Raw genomic sequence first — 4,888 nt, forward strand, 5'->3', positions numbered from 1 at the left:
GTGCGGGCGTCGATCACGAACCGCCCGGGCACGCCCGCGATGGTGTGCCCGGAGACGGTGGCGACGTTCGATGCAGGGACCGTGGCGGTGGCTGCGTCGCTCATCCGATTGTGCTCGGGGATTTGGCGATCCGGTTCTCCCATTCACGGGCGGTGGCCCGGTCGAGTCCGAGGTTCTCGCGCAGTGTGGTGCCCTCGTACTCGGTGCGGAACAGGCCGCGCTTCTGCAGTTCGGGGACGACCTGCCGGGTGAAGTCCTCGAAGCCGCCGGGCTGGTAGGGGGCCTGCACCATGAAGCCGTCGCAGGCACCCTCGGTGAACCACTGTTCGAGTCCGTCCGCGACTTCGGTTGCGGTGCCGATGAATCCGCCCTCGACTCGTCCGCCGTACTGTTTGCCCAGCTCGCGCAGCGTGAGGCCCTCACGTTCGGTGATCTCACGGACCTCGCGGTAGTGGCCCTCGACGCCGGGGACCTCGACGTCGGGCAGTCGTTCGTCGAGCGGGAACGTCGACAGGTCGACGTCCAGGTGGTAGGCGAGAGTCGACAACCCGCCCAGCGGTGGCACCAGCTCGAAGAGTTCGTCGAAGGTCTGCTGCGCGATCGCGGTGGTGGGGCCGATGACCGGCGCGATCGACGGCAGGACCTTCACCTGGCGGGGATCGCGACCGTGTGCGGCGGCCCGCTCCTTGATCTCACGGTAGAAGTCTTGCGCCGACTCGAGTGAGGCGTGGCTGCAGAAGATCACGTCGGACCAGCGGGCTGCGAAGTCCTTGCCCTTGGCGGAGGCGCCGGCCTGGATCAGCACCGGGTAGCCCTGCGGTGGCCGGGGCACGTTGAGCGGGCCCTGGACGGTGAACCACTCGCCCTTGTGGTCGATGGCGTGCACCTTGGCGGGGTCGGCGAACAACGGCTCCTCGGTGTCGAGGACCAGCGCCCCATCCTCCCAGCTGTCCCACAGCTTGGCGGCCACCTCGAGGAACTCGTCGGCGCGTTCGTAGCGCTTCTCCCGCGGAAACTGCTCGTCGCGGTTGAAGTTGCGGGCCTCGGACTCCTGGAACGAGGTCACCACGTTCCAGGCGGCGCGTCCCGCGGTGAGGTGGTCGAAGCTCGCGAAGGAGCGGGCGACGGTGAACGGCTGCGCGTACGTGGTGGACACGGTCGCGGCAAGTCCGAGGTGCCTGGTGACTGCACCCATCGACGACAGCACGTGCAGTGGGTCGAGACGCATCGACCCGAGGGCCCCATTACGCAGCTGCGTGTCGGTGCTCGATCCGAATCGGTCGGGGACGGAGAGGATATCGGCGAAGAATGCGAGATCGAATCGGCCGTCCTCGAGGGTACGGGCGATGTTCTGGTAGTAGTCCGCGGACAACCACCCGGGGACTGAGGCCGGGTAGCGCCAGCCTCCGGGGCGGCCGGGGCCGGCGGTGATGAACGCGGCAAGATGCATCTGGGAGTCGGACATGGTGTTGCTGATACCTACTTCGAGAGTTCCTGGTTGATGACAGATCTGATCGAGTCGAACCGCGGGTTCTGCAGCCACGACGTGACGTCGACCTGATCGGGGTATATACCGAGCCGGTGGAAGTTGTCCGCGAGGTCCTGCGTGCCTGCGACCGCGTCCGCGCCGACCGAGGTGAACTGCCCTGCACCGGAATACGAGAGCCGGCCGGTCTTGACGAGATCCAGGTACACCTGGGCCTCGAGTTCACTGCCCCCGAAACCGCCGAGCCGGGTGAACTCGGCGACGGCGGCCTCCGGGTTCGCCTCGATCCAGCGCTGCGCATCACGGACGTTGCGAACCAGGGTCGCTGCCGCCTCCGGGTGGTTGTTCGCGAACGACTCGCTCGCGACGAAGAACGCGTAGTCGTAGGTCTTCACGTCGGGCAGGGTGGCGGCGCCGTGCTTACGCTTGGCCAGTTCGGCCGTCGGCTGCCAGGTGATCCAGGCATCCACCTTGCCCTGGGCGAACGCGGCCTCGGCGTCGGCGGCGGTGAGGTTGACGTACTCGATGTCGTCGATCGTCAGGTCCGCGGACTCGAGGTACTTGACCAGGCTGTAGGTGCCGGTGGTGCCGCGGTGGTCGGCGACCTTGCGGCCCTTCAAATCTGCGGCGGATCGGATGTCCGAACCCTGCGGCACGAGGACGTCCACCTCGTCACTCGGCAGCGGGTACGCCACCAGCGGCACGATCGGCACGCCGCCGCCGATCGCGTAGATGACGGCGGTCGCGGTGGCGAAGGAGAAGTCGACGCTGCCGGACTTGATCGCCTCCATCACCGGCAGTGACGCCGGGAATCCTGTGGTCCATTCCGCAGGCACCCCGAGGGCGGTGCTCACATCGAACCCTCCGAGGTTGTTGCGAAGCACGGTGCCCGGTTCGGCGTTGCCGTCACCGATCAGGGCGTACCGGACCTGGGAGAGGGGACTGCCGTCGTCGGCTGCGGCGGCGTCGGAGCCGCAACCAGCGAGGGACAGGGCGGTCAGACCGAGCAGGCCGGCGCCGGTGGACTCGAGGAAGCCGCGCCGGCTCAGCGTCGGGGTGGTCAGGGGTGACATGGCGGGAGTTGAACCTTCCTTGGATGGGTCAATGGGTCAGATGGGTCAGATGGGGTCAATGGGTCAGGAGTGCAGTGCGCGATCGGCCTCGAGGAGTCCGTCGAGGAACTCTTCTTTCCAGGTCGCGAGCCGGGCATCGCCGCGGTGCCGGGGGCGGGCCTGGTCGATCCGGAGCTCGCGGGTGATCCCGGATTCGGTGAGCAGCAGCACCCGGTCGGAGAGGATCAGCGCCTCCTCGACGTCGTGGGTGACGAGCAGAACGGTGCGCGGGCGTTCGGCGAGCATGCGTTCGAGCAGTTGCTGCATCGTGACGCGCGTGATCGCATCGAGAGCGCCGAACGGTTCGTCGAGGAGCAGCACGTCGGGCCGGTGGAGCAGGGCCCTGGCGAGGGCGACGCGCTGACGTTGCCCGCCGGAGAGCTCGGAGGGCCAGTCGTTCTCGCGGCCGGCGAGTCCGACCTCGCCAAGCAGAGCGGCAGCCTCGTCGCGGCGTCCACGGGTGCCGAGTGCGGCGTTGTCGAGGACGGTGCGCCACGGAAGCAGGCGGTCCTCCTGGAACATCATGCGGGAGACGACCGGTCGGTCGGCGGTCGGCTCTACACGGCCTTCGGTGGGTTCCTCGAGCCCGGCGAGGATGCGGAGCAGGGTGGACTTGCCGACGCCACTGGGGCCGAGGAAGGTCACGAACTCGCCGGGTGCGATGGACAGGTCGATGCTGTCGAGGACCCGCTTGTCGCGGTAGCGGTGCCCGACACCGAGCAGGTCGAGGCCGACGAGAGCATCGCGGGGCATCAGCGGTTTCCTTTCTGGTAGTTCGGGTTCCAGCGGAGGGCTCGTGCCTCGACCAACCGAATGAGCTGGTCGGCCAGGAGGCCCGCGAGGGCGTAGAGCATGATGGCGAGGACGATCCGATCGTTGCGGAGAAGGTCGCGGCCGTTCTGGGCGAGGAATCCGATGCCCTCGCTGGTGGCGATGGTTTCGGCGATGACGAGGGTCAGCCACGCGACGCCGAGTCCGTAGCGGATGCCGGTGAGGATCATCGGCATCGCGCCGGGCACGATGATCTGCCGGATCAGTGCGCCTCGACCGAGACCGTAGGACTGGCCGAGCTGCACGAGCTTGGGATCGACGGTGCGGATGCCCGCAACGGTGTTCAGGTACACGGGGAAGATGACGCCGAGGGTGACGAGCATGACCTTCGGCAGCTCGCCGATTCCGAACGCCGCAATGAGCAGCGGGACCAGCGCGAGATGCGGCAAGGCGCGCAGCATCTGCAGGGTCCGGTCGATGAGGCCCTCCGCGATGCGCGAAAGACCGACGGCGAAGCCGAGAACAAGCCCGATCGCGGTGCCGATGGCGAAGCCGAGGACGATGCGCCGCACACTCACCAGTAGGTGGGTCTGCAGTTCGCCTGTACCCCAGAGGTTGCCGGTGGTGTCGAGGACCTTGCTCGGGGGCGGCAGGATCGCCGCCGAGACGATGTCGGTGGACGACGCCCACTGCCAGCTGAGCAGCACCAGGACCGGCACGACCCACGGCAGCAGGGAGGTCCCGCGCGGCAGTCGGGCAGGGCGTCGCTGCCGGGGAGGCTGGGCGACGGGCGCGGTGGCCGGGGTCGCGGTGAGCGTGAGGTCAGGCATGTCCGGCCGCCGTCGGTGCGGGTGGTGTGGTGTTCATCGTTCTCCTCGCGGGCTGCGGTGCGAAGAGCAATGTAGATGCAGATGAACACCGATGACGACAGTTGTATACACAGGGATTGAAACTCTTCCCAGGAACCCGACCCTCTGGTAAGCGTTGCTCAACCGATTTACGGCATACGAGGACGAGGGGAACATCCGGTGGGGAACGACAGATCGCCGTACACGCAACTGCGCGAAAGGATCACGGGGGGTCACTGTGCACCGGGATCGCTGTTGGTGCCGGCCTCGGTCGGCACCGAACTGGGGCTCTCCCGAACCCCCGTGCGCGAGGCCTTGCAGCGACTCGAGTTCGACGGCCTGGTGACCAAGGTCACCCGTGGCTACGTGGTGCGCGTACGCACCGAGGAGGAGGTGCTGGCGATCTGCGACGCCCGGATCGCGCTGGAATCCGCCTCCGCGTTCGCCGCGGCCGCTCGGCGCTCCGAAATCGACCTGGCCCGCCTCACCAGCCTGTTCGAACGCGCACTCGAAGCACCGGACCCGGAGAGCGCGCTACTGCTGCACAACGAGTGGCACGCGGCGCTGCGGGTCGCCGCCCACAATGCAACCATCGCCGAGTTGATGGAACGCCTCGACGCCCAACTGGCGGTCTACGACGCGGATGAGTCGAAGGCACCGGCGAACCTCGA

The 4,888-nt window shown here is 67.7% G+C and carries 5 protein-coding genes; 1 reads left to right on the forward strand and 4 read right to left on the reverse strand.

What is annotated here, in order from left to right:
- Positions 1–100: 100 nt before the first annotated feature.
- From WAW17_RS07775 to WAW17_RS07790, 4 genes are all read right to left on the reverse strand, one after another.
- On the reverse strand, positions 101–1,465 hold the full coding sequence (locus WAW17_RS07775; RefSeq protein ID WP_422332413.1) for an LLM class flavin-dependent oxidoreductase: 1,365 nt from the start codon (positions 1,463–1,465) through the stop codon (positions 101–103).
- Positions 1,466–1,479: 14 nt separating this feature from the next.
- A complete protein-coding gene (locus tag WAW17_RS07780) occupies positions 1,480–2,559 on the reverse strand; it encodes an NrtA/SsuA/CpmA family ABC transporter substrate-binding protein (protein WP_422332414.1) in 1,080 nt (359 codons plus the stop codon).
- A 63-nt stretch (positions 2,560–2,622) separates the two neighbouring features.
- Positions 2,623–3,351 carry an ABC transporter ATP-binding protein gene (locus WAW17_RS07785; RefSeq protein WP_422332415.1) on the reverse strand — a complete coding sequence of 243 codons (729 nt, stop codon included), beginning with the start codon at positions 3,349–3,351 and terminating at the stop codon, positions 2,623–2,625.
- The gene (locus WAW17_RS07790; RefSeq protein ID WP_422332416.1) at positions 3,351–4,199 is read right to left on the reverse strand and encodes an ABC transporter permease subunit; all 849 of its coding nucleotides are present in this window, start codon (positions 4,197–4,199) and stop codon (positions 3,351–3,353) included. The genes WAW17_RS07785 and WAW17_RS07790 overlap by 1 nt, the downstream gene beginning before the upstream one ends.
- Before the next feature lie 198 nt (positions 4,200–4,397).
- On the opposite strand from WAW17_RS07790, the gene WAW17_RS07795 reads away from it, so the two are divergent.
- Positions 4,398–4,888 (forward strand): GntR family transcriptional regulator (locus tag WAW17_RS07795; RefSeq protein ID WP_422332417.1); only part of this gene is annotated, 491 nt, incomplete at its 3' end.

It is taken from the genome of Rhodococcus sp. (in: high G+C Gram-positive bacteria), assembly GCF_049286785.1.
Taxonomy (GTDB): Bacteria; Actinomycetota; Actinomycetes; order Mycobacteriales; family Mycobacteriaceae; genus Rhodococcus_F.